Source organism: Bifidobacterium sp. RTP21102st3_E2_RTP21102_210122 (assembly GCF_040916945.1).
Taxonomy (GTDB): Bacteria; Actinomycetota; Actinomycetes; order Actinomycetales; family Bifidobacteriaceae; genus Bifidobacterium; species Bifidobacterium longum.
Genome location: NZ_JBCPAN010000002.1, coordinates 318,617 through 334,693 on the forward strand (window position 1 = coordinate 318,617; position 16,077 = coordinate 334,693).

A 16,077-nucleotide genomic window follows, 5' to 3' on the forward strand; every position below is an offset into this window, starting at 1 on the left:
ATGCATCATGTGCGTACATATATCCACGTATGTTCGGCCTGCGTGCGAGCAGAAGAAAGGCACATTCATGACTGAAGCTGTGGCCAAAGCCAATTACAAGTGGCGCGTCGTCGATATCGTCGTCGCCGCAATCATCGCCGTCGCATCCGGCGTCATTTTCTGGGGCTGGGACATTGTCTGCTCCGCCCCGCTGGCCCTGTTTGAAGGCGTGACCCCCGGTTTCGAGGGTCTGCTCAACGGATTCTGGCTGTTCGCTGGCCCGCTCGCTGCAATCATTGTGCGCAAGCCCGGTGCCGCACTGTTTGCCGAAACCCTCGCCGCCTTCCTTGAGCTTACGCTGGGCAACCAGTGGGGCGTCGGCGGCTCGCTGATCGTCGGCATCATCCAGGGTCTGGGTGCCGAAATTGCCTTCGCCGTCTTCGCTTGGAAGAAGTGGAACATCGGCACCACCATCCTGTCCGGTGCGCTCGCCGGCGTGGGCTGCTGGGCCTACTACTGGGCCACCAACCCGGGCTGGAACGGCCTGCGCGTCACTTGGTATCTGGTGGGCTCCATCATCTCCGGCGTCGTGATCGCCGGCGTGGTGGTCTGGTACTTGTCTCGTGCGCTCGCCGTCACCGGTGCTCTGGAGCGTTTTGAATCCGGCCGCAGCAAGGCGCGCGTCTGATGCAGATTAATCCGGCTGCGGTAGAGGCCAGCGGCTGGGGATGGCGGCACGCCACGCGTAAGGACTTCGCGTTGCGTGCCGTCGATTTCACCATCCGGCCAGGTGAACGTGTGTTGCTGCTCGGTGCTTCGGGCGCGGGCAAAAGCACGATGATGGCCGGTCTCGCAGGCGTACTTGGCGGCGATGAGGAAGGCGAGCAGGAGGGCTCGCTCACCATCGATGGCGTCGATGCGCGCGAGGCGCGAGGTCGCGTGGGACTGGTGCTTCAGGACCCGGACTCGCAGATCATTCTTGAACGACTGGGCGATGACGCGGCCTTCGGCTGCGAAAACCTCAACGTGCCGCGCGAGGAGATTTGGCAGCGAGTGCGCGAATCATTGGATATGGTGGGACTCGGCGGACTCGAACTGGATCGGTCCACCCGCCATCTGTCCGGCGGTCAGCGTCAACGTCTCGCGTTGGCCGGCGTGCTGGCTATGAAGCCCGGTCTGCTGTTGTTGGACGAACCGACCGCCAACCTCGATCCCGAAGGCGTGGTCGAAGTGCATGACGCGGTCAAAAAGGTCATCGAGGCCACCGGACAGACCATGGTTGTGGTCGAACATCATATCGATGTATGGCTCGATCTGGTCGATCGCGTGATTGTGCTCGGCCGACCCGATGCAAGTTCGCCCACGGGTGCGGTCATTGCCGACGGCAAGCCGGACGAGGTGTTCGCCGAGATGGGCGACGTGTTGGCCGCCGGTGGCGCGTGGGTGCCGGGCCGTGCGATTCCCGATTACTCACCGAAGCAGGAGTCTGCGCACGATGCGCCGGTGCTCAGCACCGAGAACTTAAGCTTTGGCCGTGGGGCCGCTCTTGGCGTTGGTATCAATCTGGATTTTTATCCCGGCGAAGTAACGGCTCTGATGGGTCCGAACGGCGCGGGCAAATCGACCTTGGCCTTGACCTTGGCCGGGCTACTCAAACCTATCGCCGGCAAGGTGCTCATCGCCGACAACCTCAAGCCCGCGCATGCCGGGCGTGAGCCGATCGACTGGAAAAGCAAGGAACTGCTGGGCCGTATCGGCATGGTGTTCCAGGAGCCCGAACACCAGTTCGCTGCCAACTTTGTGCGTGACGAGGTATCCATCGGCCCCAAGTCGATGGGGCAGAGCCAAGACGAGGCTTATCAGACCGCCGACCGCATGCTTGAGCAGATGAATCTCACGCGCTTCGCCAAAGCCAACCCGTACACCTTGTCTGGCGGGGAGAAGCGGCGACTGTCCGTGGCCTCCATGCTGGCCGCCGCACCCAAAGTGTTGGTGATGGACGAGCCGACATTCGGACAGGATTTCAGTACGTGGAATGAAATGGTCAAGCTGATCGCCGCCATCCGCGACCAAGGCTCGTGCGTGATCATGGTGACGCACGATGAGGCGCTGGTGGATGCGCTGGGCGCACGACGTGTGATGTTCGAGGAGGCGAAGGCATGAGTGACGTGGTAACCGTCAGCCCGCAGGAAACGCGCGTGGAGCCGGTCAAAGCCTCATCGCCCTCATGGTTCATCGCGCGCATCAACGCGGTCAGTCGCATCATCGGTGCGCTGTTGCTGTGCATTCCGATGTTCATCAGTCTGGATGCGGTATCCGCATCCACGGCGCTCGGCATCGAATTCGTGCTGCTGTGGATTGGTGGCGTGGCTCCGTGGACCGTATGCCGTAAGACCTGGCCGGTATGGATCGCCGCCGCCGGCAGTTTTATCTCCGTGTTCCTCTACGGCCGCACCTCGGGCGAGATCCTGTGGCAGGGTGGCTGGATTGTGATCAGCGAGGGATCCATCAATCTGGCCATCGCCACGGCTATCAGGGTGGCGGCCATTGCCGTACCCGGCGTGATTCTGGCCTTGGGCCTCGATCCCACTGATTTGGCGGACGGTCTGGTTGAGATTCTGCACTTCTCACCGCGATTCGTATACGGCGGATTGGCCGGATTGCGCATGTTTACGCTGCTGCAGGAAGATTGGCGCGCACTCGGCTTGTCCCAGCGTTCGCGCGGCCTTGGTGACGGTAACGCCATCGCCCGTGCCCTCTCCCAAGCGTTCGGACTGCTGGTGCTCTCCATCCGGCGTGCCACCAAACTTGCCACCGCCATGGAAGCGCGCGGCTTCGGCTCCGGCGCCCCACGTTCCCAAGCCCGCATCTCGCGTCTGAAGCCTATCGACTGGATCTTCTACGTCATCTGTCTGGCCGTCCCGCTGGCCTCCATAGGCGTAGCCGTCGGCACCGGGAATTGGCACTTCGCCTTTCAGGGTGTCTGAAAGGCGGCAGACTGGCACAGTGCCTTTCAGGGTGTCTGAACGCCTTATGATGCCCCCGCTGGCGGGGGCTGTCGGCGTAGCCGACTGGGGTGGTTCCAGCCTCGACCACCCTCAGTCTCGCGACTGACGTAATGACCCGGCAGTAGGGTAGTGGCTATGCCCATCAACGCCCAGATTCTTGATAATCCGAAATCCGACCGCGTGCGCCGCATCGCCGATCTGACCCGCGCCAAAGGCCGCGAACGTTCGGGCCGTTTTCTTATCGAAGGCCCGCAATCCGTGCGCGAGGCCGTCACTTGGCGGCCGGACGTGGTGCAGGACCTGTATGTAGAGGTTTCGCAGGCGCTGGAACATCCGCGTATCATCTCCTCCACGTTGGAGAAGATCGTCGAAACCTCGCAGGATGCCACGATTTATGTGCACTACTGCACCGGCGACGTGATGCGCCGCATCAGTCCGGACGCCCAAGGCATCGCGGCCGTCGGCAATGCCGAGTCCATGCACGCCGGAGCCGATGACGTCGAACTTGGCAAGAACGGTCGGGCCCCGCAGATTGCCGCCTTCTGGCAGGTGCGCGACCCGGGCAACGCCGGCACCGTGATCCGTGCGGCCGATGCGGCCGGCTGCGACGCCGTAATCTTCGTGGACGACTGCGTGGACGTGCTGAACCCCAAGGTCATCCGCTCCACCGCAGGCTCCCTGTTCCATCTGCCGGTACTCGCCATGAGCACCGACGAATTCTTCACCTGGACAGGCGACCATAATATGGACGTCTGGGCCGCCGACGTATACGGCACCGAAGAACGCAAGCCGGAAAGCCTGCCCGCAGTACTGGCGGACAAGGCGGCGGTCGAGGCTCCGAAAGCCGTGCTGTTCGGCAATGAGGCGCGTGGCTTGGAACCGGACATCCTCACGCGCTGCGGCCGCATCGTCTCCATCCCGCTTTATGGCAAGGCCGAATCGCTGAACCTCGGCACCTCGGCCGCGGTGATGCTGATGTCGCTGTCTATGTCGGGTCATGTTGAAAGAATGTGAAACCGGTAAAAACGCTGTGAAACGCTGAGAAAACATCAGACGAAAGGGTTCTCGTGGCAGAACAAATGGTGTTCGACGCCGACCAGGTGACCGCTGAGGTTGCCGAGGGCATCGAGAAAATCCAGAACGCCTCCAACCTGGAGGAGCTCAAGGCCATCAAGACAACGTACGCAGGTGCCGATTCGGCGATGACCAAGGCCAGCAAGGCCATTGGCTCCCTGCCCGCCGACCAGAAGAAGGAAGCCGGCAAGCTCATGGGCAAGCTGCGCGCCGACTTCGGCCGCGCCTATGGTCCCAAGGAGGTCGAGCTCAAGGAAGCCGCCGAGAAGGCCGCGCTTGCCGCCGAAACCGTGGATATGACGCTGCCGGTGAGCCGTAAGCCTCTGGGCGCCCGTCACCCGCTGCCTAAGCTGATGGAGGACGTCGAGGACTTCTTCATCTCCATGGGCTGGCAGATCTCCTCCGGCCCGGAAATCGAAGCCGAATGGTACAACTTCGACTCCCTGAATTTCGGCCCGGACCATCCGGCCCGCCAGATGCAGGACACCTTCTACGTCAAGGGCAATCAAGCCAAGGACGCCGCCGGTTTCGTCGGCTCCAACATGGTGGTGCGTACGCAGACCTCCTCCGATCAGGTCCGTGCCCTCCTGACCCGTGGAGTGCCGCTGTACATCGCGTCCCCGGGCCGCGTGTTCCGCACCGATGAGCTGGACGCCACCCATACTCCGGTGTTCCACCAGTGCGAAGCCCTCGCCGTCGACAAGCACCTGACCATGGCCGACCTGAAGGGCGTGCTGGACAAGCTCGCCGTCGCCATGTTCGGCCCTGAAGCCAAGACGCGCCTGCGCCCGAGCTACTTCCCGTTCACTGAGCCGAGCGCCGAACTCGACCTGTGGTTCCCCGACAAGAAGGGCGGCCCCGGCTGGCTCGAGTGGGGCGGCTGCGGCATGGTGAACCCGAACGTGCTGAAGTCCGCCGGCATCGACCCGGACGTCTACACCGGTTTCGCCTTCGGCGTCGGCATGGAGCGCACGCTCCTGCTGCGCAGCGACATCAACGACATGCACGACCTGGTCGAAGGTGACGTGCGTTTCGCCGAACAGTTTGTGATGGGGGAGTGATTCAGCCATGCCTATGATCGATATCGATTGGCTCAAGGACCATGTCGAGGTTCCCGAAGGCCTGACCTACGAACAGCTCGCCAAGGACCTTGTCAAGGTGGGTCTTGAGGAAGAGGAGATTCACTCCTCTCAGGTGACCGGCCCGATTGTGGTCGGCTACGTGGTCGACGCCACCCCCGAACCGCAGAAGAACGGCAAGACCATCAACTGGTGCCACGTGGACTGCGGCGACGAATGGAACGAGACCGACGAAGACGGCAACAAGGTGCCGCGCGGCATCATCTGCGGCGCGCCCAACATGAAGGCCGGCGAAAAGGTCGTCGTCACCCTGCCCGGTGCCGTGCTGCCCGGCGACTTCAAGATCGAACCGCGCAAGACCTACGGCCACATCTCCAACGGCATGTGTGCCTCCGAACGTGAGCTGGGTCTGGGCGACAACCACAATGGCATCATCCTGCTGCGTCAGTATGGCTTCTCCGAGGCTGAATACGAGGCTCTGAAGCCTGGTCAGGACGCCATGCACCTGCTGCACCTCGACCAGCCTCTGCTTGAGATCAACATCACCCCGGACCGTGGCTACACGCTGTCCTACCGTGGCGTGGCCCGCGAATACCACCACTCCACCGGTGCCGCCTACACCGATCCGGCCGTGGCACTCAACGAGAAGGCCCCGGAACCTGCTGACTACCAGCCCGGCACCCCGGTGGACATCGATGTTGAAATCGACGATAACAATCCGATTCACGGCGTGCCCGGTTGCGACCGCTACTACGCGCGTATCGTCAAGGACTTCAATCCCAACGCCCACACGCCCAACTGGATGCGCCGCCGCCTGATCCGCGCCGGCATGCGCTCCATCTCCTTGGCCGTGGACGTGACCAACTACGTGATGCTTGACCTCGGCCAGCCGATGCACGCCTACGACCTCGACAAGCTCGAAGGCCCGATTGTCGTGCGCCGCGCCAACGAGGGTGAGAAACTCACCACCCTGGACGGCAAGGAACATGACCTGAGCGTCGAAGATCTGCTTATCACCGATTCGCCGAACGGCGAACGCGGCTCGCGCATCCTCGGCCTTGCCGGTGTGATGGGCGGCCTGTATGGCGAAGTGACCGCCGACACCAAGAACATTCTTCTGGAGTCCGCGCACTTCGATCAGGTGACCATCGCCCGTTCGGCCCGTCGCCACAAGATTCCATCCGAGGCCTCCCGCCGCTTCGAACGTGGCGTCGACACCGCGCTGCAGCCTGCCGCCACCCAGATGGCCGCCGAACTCATGGCCAAGTACGGCAACGGCGAGCCCAGCGAACACCCGAACGACGTGAACAACACGCCGCGCGCCAAGGCCATCCACTTCAAGGCCTCCGAAGTGGCCCGCGTAGCCGGCCTCGACGTGGACATCAACCGCATCTCCGACATCCTGACCGACATTGGCTGCACGGTGGCCGGTGGCGGCAACGGTGAGTTCGCCGTAACCGCGCCGAGCTGGCGTCCGGACTTGAACGAGCCGTGCGACCTGGTCGAGGAGATCGCCCGACTGGTCGGCTACGACCAGATTCCGATCACCGTGCCGCCGGCACCGGTCGAGGGTCTGGTGGGCCTGACCCCGGACCAGCAGCGTCGCCGTCGCGTGGCGGACGAGCTCGCCGAGTTCGGCATGGTCGAATCGCTGAGCTACCCGTTCGTGGGTGACGACGATTACAAGGCCTTCGGCTTCGACCCGGAAGCCACCAAGAAGGTCAGCGTCGAGATCGCCAACCCGCTCTACGGCGACCGTCCGTACCTGCGTCGCGAGATTCTGCCGACCCTGGCCACCACCGTGCAGCGCAACATCCGCCGCGGCATCGAAAACGTGTCCCTGTACGAGCTCGGCCACGTCTACCTGTGGGATCCGAACGCGCCCGCCATCCCGGCACTGCCCGGCGGCGTGCGCCCCACCGACGAACAGCTCGCCGCGCTTGACGCCGGTCTGCCCGAACAGCCCGACCATGTGGCCGGCATCCTGACCGGTCTGGCCGAGGACGACGGCTGGATGGGCGGCAAGCGCCCGGTCGACTGGTCCGACGCCGTCGAGGCCGTGCGCCGCATCGCCGGCCGTATCGGTGCCGCAATCGAACTCGACCAGCCCGCCGCCGACGATGTGCCAGTCCAATGGCACCCCGGCCGCGCCGCCCGCGTCATGGTGGGCGACGTCTTCACCGGCTGGGTTGGTGAACTGCACCCGCGCGTCAACGAGGCGCTCGGCTTCCCGGCCCATTCCGCGGCCTTCGAGCTGAACCTCACCGCGCTGTTCGCCACGCTGACCGGCAAGCCCGTCCAGGCCAAGCCGATCTCCACGTTCCCGCCGGTCAAGCAGGATTTGGCCTTCACCGTGGACGAGACCGTGACCGCAGGCCAGCTTGAGAACGTGATTCGCAAGGCCGCCGGCGCGAACCTCGAATCCATCGAACTGTTCGACGTGTTCACCGGCGAACAGGTGGGCGAGGGCAAGAAGTCCCTGGCCTATGCGGTGGTGTTCCGTTCACCGAGCAAGACGCTGTCCGCCGAAGACAGCGACGCCATCCGCAAGGCCATCGTGGCTGAGGCCGCCGAAATCGGCGCCCAGCTGCGCGCCTGACCCAACCAATCATCCGAATCGAGGAGCGCCATGAGCCAAGCGGAGCAGGACAAGCCGAAATACGGGCAGTACCAGCAGCCTGAATATGGTGCTATGTCTGGCCAATACGGGCCGAATTACAACCCGTATATTTATGGCGCTCCCGAGCCGGATACTAAGAAGGATTCCGCCGCAGCCGCTGGCGACAACGGTGGCGCGGCACAATCTCAGCAGGCTGGCCAGCCGTATGGTCAGCAGCCGGCGTGGCCCGGCAATCAGCAGGCGGGCGGCTGGCCGTACGCTCAAGGCGGCCAACAGTCCGGTCCGGGCGCATATCCGGGCGGGTACCCGGGCATGCAGGGCCAGCCGTATGGTCAACAGCCGAACGGTCAGCCTCACCAGCCGCATTATTACCACGGCATCGACCTGAACGATCCAAACCAGAACCCACTCTACGGGCACTGGGATTCGTATGCGATCATCTCCTTTATCCTCGCCCTGTTCTTCCCGGTGCCAGTGCTCTCGGCACTGATGGGCGCGGTGGCAATGTGGCGCACGCGCACTTTCCATATGAAGGGCTTCGGTTTGGCCGTGGCCGCCGTGGTAATCAACGTGCTGTACACCATCGCCGTCATCTGGATGGCCTTCAATGGCTATGACGCCATGAGCCTTTACCAGGAAGCCCTCCAGCAACTGACCGGCGGCACCGGCTCCTCCTCCGACTCCATCTCCGCATAAGTAGCGTTCACATACCAACACACCCACTGCATAAATATGCAATAGTCTGCATAATCGCGTATACTCATCCGAAGACACATCAGTGAAAAGAGATGAGTATGGCGAAATATACAGTGGCCGTGGCCGGTGCCACGGGCTATGCCGGCGGTGAAGCGCTGCGCATTCTGGCCGCGCACCCCGACTTCGACATCACCTGCGTGGCAGGCCATTCCTCAGTGGGGGAGTCGATGGCCAAGCACATGCCGCATATTCCCCAACTGGCCAATCTGGTCGTTGAAGATACCACGCCCGAAGTGCTGAACGGGCATGACGTTATCATCCTCGCACTGCCGCACGGTGCTTCGGGCAAGCTCGCCTCGCAGCTCGATCCGAATGCCGTGGTTGTGGATTTGGGCGCCGACCATCGCCTCGAAGAACAGGCCGCTTGGGATGAGTTCTACGGCGGCGATTTCTATGAGCATTGGACCTACGGCATGCCCGAGCTCATCACCGGCAAAGCTGCGGACGGCTCCTACACCCGCCAGCGTGCGGCGCTTCCTGGCACCAAGCGCATCGCAGGTCCTGGCTGCAACGTCACCGCCACCACGCTGGCCCTCCAGCCCGGCATCGCCGAAGGACTGGTTGAATCGCAGGATATCGTGGCCGATCTGGTCGTCGGATACTCGGGTGCCGGCAAGAATCTCAAGCGCACCAACCTGCTTGCCGCCGAGGCCCTGCAATCCGCCCTGCCGTATTCGGTGGGCGGCAAGCACCGCCACATTCCCGAAATCCTGCAGAACTTCGCCCACGCGGCCGGCAAGAGCGCGGCCGAAGCCAGCGAATTCACGCTCGGCTTCACACCGATTCTCGCCCCCATGTCCCGAGGTATCCTCGCCACCGTGTCCGCCCGCATGACGGACAAGGCCAAGGCACTGAGCGATGAGGAGATTCGCGCCGTATGGTCCAAGGCCTATGAAGGTCAGGACTTCATGGTGCTGCTGCCCGAGGGCACGCTGCCCGCCACCGGCAACATCATCGGCTCCAACGCAGCCCACCTGCAGGTCGTCACCGACCGCAAGGCCGGCCGCATCTACGCTTTTGCCGCCATCGACAACCTCAATCGTGGTACCGCCGGACAAGCGGTCCAATCACTGAACATCGCACTAGGCCTGCCGGAAGACGCGGGCCTGACCAAGATCGGAGTAGCACCGTGAGCGTTACATTTGCACAAGGTTTCTCCGCCGCCGGCGTGGCGGCTGGTATTTCATCCGTCGAAGGCAAGAAGGACTTGGCCCTCGTGGTCAACAACGGCCCGCTCGACGCGGCTGCAGGCGTGTTCACCTCGAACCGTTTCTGTGCCGCCCCGGTGCAGTGGAGCCGTAAGGTCGTCGCCGACGGTCACGTCAAGGCCGTGATTCTGAACTCCGGCGGTGCCAACGCCTGCACCGGCGAGGCCGGTTACGCCCAGTCCGTCGCCACCGCGGAAACGGTCGCCGGTCTCATCGGCGCCGAACCGAATGATGTGGCTGTCTGCTCCACCGGTCTCATCGGTGAACTGCTGCCGTTGGACAACGTGCTGGCTGGTGCCAAGAGTGCCCATGAGGCTCTTGCCGCCACCGCCGAAGCCGGTGCCGACGCCTCCCACGCCATCATGACCACCGACACCAAGCCGAAGACGGTCGAACTGACCGGCTCCAACGGCTGGAAGATCGGCGGCATGGTCAAGGGCTCGGGCATGATTGCCCCGCAGCTGGCCACCATGCTGTGCGTCATCACCACCGATGCGGTTGTCTCCGCCGGTCAGATGCAGGCCGCACTCGCTGTGGCTGCCGAACATTCGTTCAACCGCATCGACGTGGACGGCTGCATGTCCACCAACGACACGGTCCTGCTGCTCGCCTCCGGTGCCTCTGGCGTCGAACCGGACAAGGACGAATTCAACAAGCTGGTGCGTGAGGCCTGCGCATCCCTGTCCCGCCAGATCATCGGCGACGGCGAAGGTGCCTCCCACGACATCCGTATCATCGTCACCGGTGCCACCAGCGAAGACGCGGCACTTGCCTGTGGTCGTGCCGTCGCCGCCTCGAACCTGCTCAAGTGCGCCATCTCCGGCAACGATCCGAACTGGGGCCGCATCGTCAGCTCCCTGGGCACTGTGCCGCCTGAAGTCGCGCCTTACGATTCGAACAAGGTGACCGTGGACGTCAACGGCGTGCGCATCTGCGAGAACGGCGGTGCCGGCCGCGACCGTAGCGAGGTCGACATGACCCCGCGCGAAGTCCACATTGACATCGACCTGAACACCGGCTCGGACGCCGAGGCCACCGTCTGGACCGACGATCTCACCCACGAATACGTCCACATCAACGCCGACTACGAAAGCTGACAAACAGCCCAGTGGGCTGTTTGTAGCAGCCGGCAGCGATAGCGTCGCCGGCGTCGCATATAACGCAAACAGCCCAGTGGGCTGTTTGTAGCAGCCGGCAGCGATAGCGTCGCCGGCGTCGCAGAAAAGAGAAAAATTGTCTACAGAATTGAAGGGACCTGGGTTCCATTTCGACGTGCACACCGATTTGCGCGCCGATCAGAAGGCAGAAGTGCTTATTGAAGCGCTGCCATGGCTGGAGGAGTTCGCCGGCCAGCGTATCGTCGTCAAATACGGCGGCAATGCCATGGTCGATGACCATCTGAAGCAGTGCTTCGCCGAAGACATGGTCTTTCTGCGTCAGGTGGGTCTGCACCCGATCGTCGTGCACGGCGGCGGTCCGCAGATTTCCCACATGCTCAAGGCCCTCGGCATCAAATCCGAATTCAAAGGCGGCCTGAGGGTCACCACCCCCGAGGCCATGGATGTGGTGCGCATGGTTCTGACCGGCAAGGTGTCACGCGAACTGGTAGGCCTGATCAACGCGCACGGCCCGCTGGCCGTAGGCATGTCCGGTGAAGACGGCGGCCTGTTCTCGGCCATGCAGCGCAGGCCCGTCATCGATGGCAAGCCCACCGATATCGGCCTGGTCGGCGACGTGGTTTCCGTCGATGCCTCGGCAGTCGAGGATCTGGTGGCTGCCGGTCGTATCCCGGTCGTCTCTTCCGTGGCTCCGAACGAAGAAGATGCCACTGAAGTGCTCAACGTGAACGCTGATTCCGCCGCCGCCGCTTTGGCTGCCGCTGTGGGCGCGCACAAGCTCGTTATCTTGACTGATGTGGATGGTCTGTACGCCGATTGGCCGGATAAGAATTCTCTGATTGGCCGGATCGGTGTGGAAAACCTGCGCGATATGCTGCCGGACCTGGAATCCGGTATGCGACCCAAGATGGAGGCCTGTGTCAGGGCCATCGACGGTGGCGTGCCCCAAGCCCATGTCATCGACGGGCGCAAGCCGCATTCGATTTTGAACGAGATATTCACCTCCGCAGGCATCGGTACCATGGTTATGCCCGATGAAGGACTGGAAATGAGGAGCTCTTATGGCTACTGAGCATGAGGAAAAACTAGGTACGGAAGACAGCAAGTGGCTGGGAGAGTACTCTCAGGTCCACATGAATGTGTTCGGTACGCCGTTGCGCGTCATGGATCACGGCCAAGGTGCCCACATCTGGGATGTTGACGGTAACGAATACCTCGATTTCCTGGCAGGCATCGCCGTCAATTCCCTCGGATACGCCCACCCCAAGTGGGTCAAAGCGGTTGCCGATCAGGCTGCCAAGGTGGCGCATATCAGCAACTATTTCGCGTCCGAGCCGCAAATTGAGCTGGCATCCAAACTGGTCAAGCTGGCTGGTGCACCTGAAGGCTCCAAAGTCTACTTCGGCAACTCCGGTGCTGAAGGCAATGAAGCTGCCCTCAAGCTTGCCAAGCTGTATGGCCGCACCTTGCCTGGTGCCCTGCCTTCCATCGGCGGCAAGCCCGCACGCATTCTCGCAATGACTCACGGCTTCCATGGCCGTACGATGGGTGCGCTGTCCGCCACATGGAAACCCGGTATCCGCAAGCCGTATGATCCGCTGGTGCCGAACATTGAATTCGTACGCGCCGGCGACAAGGTCGCCCTGCACGACGCTTTTGCACAGACCGGTCTCGGCCGCTATGGCAAGGGTCCGGTGGCTGCTGTGATTCTGGAACTTATCCAGGGCGAAGCCGGCGTGCAGCCGTTGGGCGCCGATTACGTCAAGTTCGTGCGCGAACTGTGCGATATCAACCACGCGCTGCTTATCATCGATGAAGTACAGACCGGTATCGGACGTACCGGCAAGTGGTTCGCATTCCAGCGTGACGATCTGTCCGGCGGCGTGACGCCGGATATGGTGACTTTCGCCAAGGGTGTGGCAGGCGGATTCCCGATGGGCGGCATGATCGCTTTCGGCGAGAAACTTGCGGCTCTGTTCACTCCTGGTTCCCACGGCTCCACCTTTGCCGGCAATCCGCTGGGTGCGGCTGCGGGACTCGCCACTCTTGGCGTGATTGAAGACGAGAATCTGGTGGCCAACGCCGAAGCTCGCGGCGAACAGCTGCGCGATGGCATTATGGCCACCGGTAATCCGCTGTTCGTTTCCGTACGCGGTCGTGGTTTGCTGGACGCCGTCGAGCTCAAGCATCCCTGCTCCCACGCGGTGATGAACTACTGCCTCGAACACGGGCTCATCGTCAACGCGGTGGCTCCCAATGCGCTGCGTTTCGCACCGCCGCTGATTATAACCGCACAAGACGTGGATCAGGCACTTGCCATCCTCAAGGATGTGCCTACGGACCTGCCCAACGACTGATTTCTCTCCGTCACTGCCGCCCCACCGATCCAAGGAGATCATCATGACCCCAGAACTTCGCCACATGCTGCGTGACGACGACCTCAACCATGAGGAACAGAAGCAGGTGCTCGAACTTGCCATCAAGTTCCACCACGACCGCTTCTACAAGCAGCCGTTCGCCGGTCCGCAGGCCGTCGCCGTACTGTTCGACAAGCCCTCCACCCGCACCCGTTCCAGCTTCTCCATCGGCGTTGCCGAGCTTGGCGGTTACCCGCTGGTCATCGACAAGTCCGGCTCCCAGCTGGGCCGTGGCGAGCCCGTGGCCGATACCGCTCGTGTGCTCGACCGCATGGCTTACGGCGTGGTGTGGCGCACCTTCGGTCAGGACCGCGTCGAAGAAATGGCCAAGTACTCCACCCATCCGGTGGTCAACGCCCTGACCGATGACTTCCATCCCTGCCAGATTCTCGCCGACTTCCAGACCATCGCCGAGCACCGAGGCGGCGTCGACAACCTGAAGAACCAGACCATCGCCTACCTCGGTGACGCGGCCAACAACATGGCCAACTCCTACCTGCTCGGCGGTGCCGTGGCCGGCATGGACGTGCGCGTGGCCGGCCCCCACGGCTACCTGCCCCGCCCGGACATCGTGGCCGACGCCAAGCGCATCGCGGCCGAGACCGGCGGCTCCATCCTGGTCACCACCGATGCCAAGGAAGCGGTGCAGGACGCCGACTGCGTGTTCACCGACACCTGGGTCTCCATGGGCGAGGAAGCCGAATACGCCATCCGTTCCAAGCCGTTCTGGGATTACCAGGTCAACACCGAACTTATGGCATTGGCCAAGCCGGATGCGCTCTTCCAGCACTGCCTGCCCGCCTACCGCGGCAAGGAAGTCACCGCTGAAGTGATCGACGGCCCGCAGTCCGTGGTGTGGGATGAGGCCGAGAACCGTCTGCACGCACAGAAAGCGTTGCTGACTTGGTTGACCGGCAAGGCCCGTGGAGACGAAAGCCTGCTCGCATGAGTGAAACCGGTCCGTCCCTGCAGCGCCCTGCCACCAGGGCGGCGCGGCTGAGTGCCATAGAACAGGCGCTCGCCACGCATATCATCACCTCGCAATCACAGCTGTCCAAAATCCTTATCGACGAGGGCATTGCGGTGACTCAGGCGACGCTGAGCCGCGACCTTGATGAGATGCACGCGGTGAAGACCCGGTTGAAGGACGGTACGGTGGCCTACGCGGTGGGTCGCAGCGTCGTTGCTTCAGAAGGTGAGGATGTAGGGGAGCGCGGTGAGGCACAGATGTCCCGCGTGCTGAACGGACTGGTCACCTCGGTGGCCGCCGCCGGAAATCTGGTTGTGGTGCACACGCCTTCCGGTGCCGCACAATACGTGGCCTCGGTGATTGACAGGCAGCCGATCGAAGGCGTGCTGGGCACCATCGCCGGAGACGACACCGTCATGGTGATTTGCACCAATGACGACACCGCCGTCTCCCGCTCCGACTGGCTACTAAGCCTCGCCTCCAAATGACCAACACGCCGTGCATAAATATACAGTCCTCTGTATATACTTGCATCAGTTTGTTTTTCAGACCTTGAACGAAAGGGAACCAATGGCAGATAACAAGCGCATTGTTCTGGCCTACTCCGGCGGTCTTGACACCTCCGTCGCCATCTCGTACCTGAAGGAGCGCACCGGCAAGGACGTCGTGGCCGTGTCCCTCGACGTCGGCCAGGGCGGCGAAAGCCTCGAGACCATCAAGCAGCGCGCCCTTGCCTGCGGAGCCGTCGAATCCTACGTGGTCGACGCCCGTGACGAGTTCGCCAACGAATATTGCATGAAGGCCCTCAAGGCCAACGCCATGTACGAAGGCGTCTACCCGCTGGTCTCCGCCATCTCCCGTCCGCTGATCTCCAAGCACCTCGTGCGCGCCGCCCACCAGTTCGGCGCCGACACCATCTCCCACGGTTGCACCGGCAAGGGCAACGACCAGGTTCGTTTCGAGGTCTCCATCGCCTCCATCGACCCGACGCTGAAGGCCATCAGCCCGATTCGCGACCTGTCCCTGACCCGCGACGTCGAGATCGCGTTCGCCAAGGAGCACAAGTTGCCGATCACCCAGACCGAGAAGTCCCCGTACTCCATCGACCAGAACGTATGGGGCCGCGCCATTGAGACCGGCTTCCTTGAGGATCCGTGGAACGGCCCGACCAAGGACTGCTACTCCTACACCGACGACCCGGCCTTCCCGCCGGTCGAAGATGAAGTCGTCATCGAGTTCAAGGAAGGTGTGCCGGTCAAGATCGATGGACGTGACGTCACCCCGCTGCAGGCCATCGAAGAGATGAACCGCCGCGCCGGAGCCCAGGGCATCGGCCGCATCGACCTCATCGAGGACCGCCTGGTCGGCATCAAGTCCCGCGAGCTGTACGAGGCTCCGGGGGCCGTGGCTCTGATCACCGCTCACCAGGAACTCGAAAACTGCTGCCTCGAACGCGAACAGCACCGCATCAAGCGCGACATCGACAAGCGCTGGGGCGAGCTGGTTTACGATGCGCAGTGGTTCTCCCCGGCAACCCAGTCGCTCAACGCCTTCATCGAAGACACCCAGAAGTACGTGTCCGGTGAGATTCGCATGGTCCTGCACGGTGGCCGCGCCGTGGTGACCGGCCGTCGTTCCGACTCCTCGCTGTACGACTACAAGCTCGCCACCTACGATTCCGGCGATACCTTCGACCAGAGGTCCTCCAACGGCTTCATCGACATCTATGGCCTGCCGTCCCGCGTGGCCGCAGCCCGCGACGTCAAGTTCGGCAACGGCATCGAGGTCCCGAAGAACACCGTCGAGTAATCATTTACTTTGGCTCCCCTCGTTGAGGGGCCGCGCCGT

14 protein-coding genes are annotated in these 16,077 nt (G+C 62.7%); all 14 read left to right on the plus strand.

The features are described 5' to 3' along the window. Positions 1 to 67: 67 nt before the first annotated feature. The 14 genes from AB5287_RS03335 to AB5287_RS03400 all read left to right on the plus strand — a co-directional run bounded on the left by AB5287_RS03335 (position 68) and on the right by AB5287_RS03400 (position 16,038). Positions 68 to 667, plus strand: a complete 600-nt coding sequence (locus AB5287_RS03335; protein ID WP_008782764.1) for an ECF transporter S component — start codon at positions 68 to 70, stop codon at positions 665 to 667. Further along, positions 667 to 2,142: an ABC transporter ATP-binding protein gene (locus tag AB5287_RS03340; protein ID WP_007053620.1), complete on the plus strand. Its 1,476-nt coding sequence runs from the start codon at positions 667 to 669 to the stop codon at positions 2,140 to 2,142. Before AB5287_RS03335 ends, AB5287_RS03340 begins: the two co-directional genes overlap by 1 nt. After that, positions 2,139 to 2,966: an energy-coupling factor transporter transmembrane protein EcfT gene (locus AB5287_RS03345; protein WP_007053619.1), complete on the plus strand. Its 828-nt coding sequence runs from the start codon at positions 2,139 to 2,141 to the stop codon at positions 2,964 to 2,966. Before AB5287_RS03340 ends, AB5287_RS03345 begins: the two co-directional genes overlap by 4 nt. Before the next feature lie 156 nt (positions 2,967 to 3,122). Beyond that, positions 3,123 to 4,001 carry an RNA methyltransferase gene (locus AB5287_RS03350; RefSeq protein WP_007053618.1) on the plus strand — a complete coding sequence of 293 codons (879 nt, stop codon included), beginning with the start codon at positions 3,123 to 3,125 and terminating at the stop codon, positions 3,999 to 4,001. Between the two features lie 65 nt (positions 4,002 to 4,066). After that, the gene (gene pheS / locus AB5287_RS03355; protein WP_007053617.1) at positions 4,067 to 5,122 is read left to right on the plus strand and encodes a phenylalanine--tRNA ligase subunit alpha; all 1,056 of its coding nucleotides are present in this window, start codon (positions 4,067 to 4,069) and stop codon (positions 5,120 to 5,122) included. A 7-nt stretch (positions 5,123 to 5,129) separates the two neighbouring features. Then, on the plus strand, positions 5,130 to 7,739 hold the full coding sequence (gene pheT, locus AB5287_RS03360; protein ID WP_368220646.1) for a phenylalanine--tRNA ligase subunit beta: 2,610 nt from the start codon (positions 5,130 to 5,132) through the stop codon (positions 7,737 to 7,739). A gap of 30 nt (positions 7,740 to 7,769) precedes the next feature. Next, positions 7,770 to 8,456, plus strand: a complete 687-nt coding sequence (locus AB5287_RS03365; RefSeq protein WP_008782767.1) for a hypothetical protein — start codon at positions 7,770 to 7,772, stop codon at positions 8,454 to 8,456. A gap of 98 nt (positions 8,457 to 8,554) precedes the next feature. Then, positions 8,555 to 9,649, plus strand: coding sequence for an N-acetyl-gamma-glutamyl-phosphate reductase (gene argC / locus AB5287_RS03370; protein ID WP_032736218.1), 1,095 nt, complete (start codon positions 8,555 to 8,557; stop codon positions 9,647 to 9,649). Beyond that, positions 9,646 to 10,821 carry a bifunctional glutamate N-acetyltransferase/amino-acid acetyltransferase ArgJ gene (gene argJ / locus AB5287_RS03375; protein WP_131203515.1) on the plus strand — a complete coding sequence of 392 codons (1,176 nt, stop codon included), beginning with the start codon at positions 9,646 to 9,648 and terminating at the stop codon, positions 10,819 to 10,821. The genes argC and argJ overlap by 4 nt, the downstream gene beginning before the upstream one ends. Positions 10,822 to 10,957: 136 nt before the next feature. Next, a complete protein-coding gene (gene argB, locus AB5287_RS03380) occupies positions 10,958 to 11,914 on the plus strand; it encodes an acetylglutamate kinase (RefSeq protein WP_011068277.1) in 957 nt (318 codons plus the stop codon). Next, positions 11,904 to 13,199, plus strand: coding sequence for an acetylornithine transaminase (locus AB5287_RS03385; RefSeq protein ID WP_368220648.1), 1,296 nt, complete (start codon positions 11,904 to 11,906; stop codon positions 13,197 to 13,199). The genes argB and AB5287_RS03385 overlap by 11 nt, the downstream gene beginning before the upstream one ends. Positions 13,200 to 13,242: 43 nt before the next feature. Further along, complete coding sequence (gene argF / locus AB5287_RS03390; protein WP_013582467.1) at positions 13,243 to 14,208, plus strand: ornithine carbamoyltransferase; 966 nt, start codon at positions 13,243 to 13,245, stop codon at positions 14,206 to 14,208. After that, positions 14,205 to 14,717, plus strand: coding sequence for an arginine repressor (gene argR, locus AB5287_RS03395; RefSeq protein ID WP_013582468.1), 513 nt, complete (start codon positions 14,205 to 14,207; stop codon positions 14,715 to 14,717). The genes argF and argR overlap by 4 nt, the downstream gene beginning before the upstream one ends. Positions 14,718 to 14,799: 82 nt before the next feature. Then, complete coding sequence (locus AB5287_RS03400; protein WP_007053609.1) at positions 14,800 to 16,038, plus strand: argininosuccinate synthase; 1,239 nt, start codon at positions 14,800 to 14,802, stop codon at positions 16,036 to 16,038. Positions 16,039 to 16,077: the final 39 nt, after the last annotated feature.

What these genes read in the sequence shown, in the direction of transcription:
- AB5287_RS03335 (WP_008782764.1), top strand. Translation starts at nt 68, where the DNA reads ATGACTGAAGCTGTGGCCAAAGCCAATTACAAGTGGCGCGTCGTCGAT.
- AB5287_RS03340 (WP_007053620.1), top strand. Translation starts at nt 667, where the DNA reads ATGCAGATTAATCCGGCTGCGGTAGAGGCCAGCGGCTGGGGATGGCGG.
- AB5287_RS03345 (WP_007053619.1), top strand. Translation starts at nt 2,139, where the DNA reads ATGAGTGACGTGGTAACCGTCAGCCCGCAGGAAACGCGCGTGGAGCCG.
- AB5287_RS03350 (WP_007053618.1), top strand. Translation starts at nt 3,123, where the DNA reads ATGCCCATCAACGCCCAGATTCTTGATAATCCGAAATCCGACCGCGTG.
- pheS (WP_007053617.1), top strand. Translation starts at nt 4,067, where the DNA reads ATGGTGTTCGACGCCGACCAGGTGACCGCTGAGGTTGCCGAGGGCATC.
- pheT (WP_368220646.1), top strand. Translation starts at nt 5,130, where the DNA reads ATGCCTATGATCGATATCGATTGGCTCAAGGACCATGTCGAGGTTCCC.
- AB5287_RS03365 (WP_008782767.1), top strand. Translation starts at nt 7,770, where the DNA reads ATGAGCCAAGCGGAGCAGGACAAGCCGAAATACGGGCAGTACCAGCAG.
- argC (WP_032736218.1), top strand. Translation starts at nt 8,555, where the DNA reads ATGGCGAAATATACAGTGGCCGTGGCCGGTGCCACGGGCTATGCCGGC.
- AB5287_RS03385 (WP_368220648.1), top strand. Translation starts at nt 11,904, where the DNA reads ATGGCTACTGAGCATGAGGAAAAACTAGGTACGGAAGACAGCAAGTGG.
- argF (WP_013582467.1), top strand. Translation starts at nt 13,243, where the DNA reads ATGACCCCAGAACTTCGCCACATGCTGCGTGACGACGACCTCAACCAT.
- argR (WP_013582468.1), top strand. Translation starts at nt 14,205, where the DNA reads ATGAGTGAAACCGGTCCGTCCCTGCAGCGCCCTGCCACCAGGGCGGCG.
- AB5287_RS03400 (WP_007053609.1), top strand. Translation starts at nt 14,800, where the DNA reads ATGGCAGATAACAAGCGCATTGTTCTGGCCTACTCCGGCGGTCTTGAC.